Annotated in this window: 1 protein-coding gene and 2 pseudogenes; 2 read left to right on the top strand and 1 reads right to left on the bottom strand. The window is 66.7% G+C overall.

Annotated features, from left to right (window positions below; genetic code table 11):
* Positions 1–304: 304 nt before the first annotated feature.
* Positions 305–1534 carry an IS701 family transposase gene (locus tag ACIA8E_RS41840; RefSeq protein WP_399307338.1) on the bottom strand — a complete coding sequence of 410 codons (1230 nt, stop codon included), beginning with the start codon at positions 1532–1534 and terminating at the stop codon, positions 305–307.
* A gap of 202 nt (positions 1535–1736) precedes the next feature.
* Between ACIA8E_RS41840 and ACIA8E_RS41845 the strand changes: the two are divergent.
* Positions 1737–1916 (top strand): annotated as a pseudogene (locus ACIA8E_RS41845) (transposase); the annotation flags it as partial.
* Positions 1853–2065: pseudogene (locus ACIA8E_RS41850) on the top strand (hypothetical protein); the annotation flags it as partial. The pseudogenes ACIA8E_RS41845 and ACIA8E_RS41850, both read left to right, overlap by 64 nt.

Below are 2065 nucleotides of genomic sequence, written 5' to 3' on the forward strand. Positions count from 1 at the left end.
ATCGGCCTTCTGAAGCAGGCAAGAGGCGTTGCGACCAGGTACGACAAGCTCGCCGTCCGCTACGAGTCGACCGTCCAACTCACCCTCATACGGCAAGCGCTGTGACCACATCTCAAACACGTCCTAGTACTCCAGCCGGACTTCGGAGTTTCGCCTGGTCAAAGGCTTAGGTCCGCGGAGTGTAGCGAGGTGGTGCCGGAGACGGGGCGGGTTCTGCCGGTCCGTCCCGCGAAGGTGTGACCGCGTCGCGTGTAGTGACAACGCCGGGCTCGGGCCTGGTGCCGGCGGCGCCATCGTGACCACTTCACCGCGTGCTCTGTCCGTGTAGGAGGGCGTCGGTGCGCAACTGCCAGCAGGCGGCGGATCTCGGCTGGGGTGAGGTCCACGAGGTCGGGCGCGTCGTCTCCAGCTCCCCCTTTTCCCGCTCCTGGGCGGCGGTGACGGCCAGGAATGCGTGGGCGAGCATGGCGAGGGTGATGTGCCGGTACCAGCCGATGTAGCGCCGGACTTCGTACTGGTCCAGGCCGCACTCGTTCTTCGCGGACTGGAAGCACTCCTCGATCTTCCAACGGCATCCGGCGATCAGCGCGAGGTCGGCGACGGTGGCATGCAGGGGTGCCGAGGCGAGGAAGTAGGCGATCTCATCGGGCTTGGCGATATTGCGGCGAGCGAGCATCCACCGCTGCCGGGTGGGCTCGTCGCCGTCGAACTCCCACACCGCCGGCAGCCGGGCGGCGGCCCAGTCGTAGAGCCGTGGCCCTTTGGCGCCGTCGCCGCAGGTAAGACGTTGCCATGCCTCGGCTGGGGCCTGGCCGATGAGGTAGTCGATGCGAGGACCGTGCACCTGTTGAGACTTGGGCACGGCGACGACATAGGACAGCCCGGTGTCTTCCAGGAAGCGGCGGAAACGGGAGTCCTGCCCATAGGCGGCATCCGCGGTGACCCAGGTGAAGGGCAGCGGGCCGGCCTGAGCCCGCAGGACCATGGCGCGGGCGAGGTCGTTCTTGGTCGCGAAGCCCCGCTGCTGAGGGATGCGGGCCGCTCGGCAGCGTTCGGCATCGTCGGTCCAGGACTTGGGCAGATAAAGCTCGCGGTCGACCAGGGCGTGCCCGCGTGTGGTGGCGTAGGCGGCAAAGACGCTGATCTGGCAGTTCTCGGTTCGGCCGGCGGTGCCGGAATATTGCCGTTGCACGCCGGCTGAGGTGATGCCCTTCTTGACGAATCCGGTGTCGTCGATGATCAGGACGCCGTCGTCGATGCCGAGATGTTCGGCGACGTATGCCTGCACGTCATCGCGGATCTCGTCGGGATCCCAGCGACTCTTGGCCAGTAGGTGCTGCAGTCCGTCCGGAGTGGAGTGGCCGGCGAACTCGGCGAGTTGCCAGGAGTTCTTGCGGCCCACCGGGCCAAGCAGGCCGCGGACGTAGTCCCGCATCCGCCGCCGCGGCTCGATGCGGGGGAAGCGGTGCCCGATCCTCAGAAAGAGTTCTTCCAGTCCTTGTTCCCACGCGGTGGCGGGTACGTCATCGATCACGCATGGAGGCTGTCCGCACCGTTGTCACTACACGCGGCGCGGTCACACGTTCGCGGGACGGGCCGACAGAACCCGCCCCGTCTCCGGCACCACCTCGCTACACTCCGCGGACCTAACCCTTTGACCAGGCGAGACTCCGAAGTCCGGCTGGAGTACTAGGACCTGTCTGAGATGTTGATCAAGGTCGTTAAATGATCTTCAGATGTCTCGTGGCGACCTGACGGATGCACAGTGGGAGCGGCTGGAAGCGGTGTTGCCGCCGATACCGAAGATGGGTCGACCTCCGAGGGATCGGCGGCAGGTGTTCGACGGGATCTGGTGGCGGGCCCGGACCGGCTCGCCTTGGAGGGATCTGCCCGAGCGATACGGCCCCTCTGCGACCAACACGGGGTCACACGGTCGATCGGCGCGGTCGGCACCAGCGCCGACAACGCAACCTGCGAAAGCTTCCACGCCTCCCTGAAACGCGAGACCCTCCAGAGCGCCCACGACTACGGCGACACCGACACCTGCCGCCGGACCGCCTTCGCC

Origin of the sequence: Streptomyces sp. NPDC051664, assembly GCF_044453545.1 — a bacterium.
GTDB lineage: Bacteria > Actinomycetota > Actinomycetes > Streptomycetales > Streptomycetaceae > Streptomyces.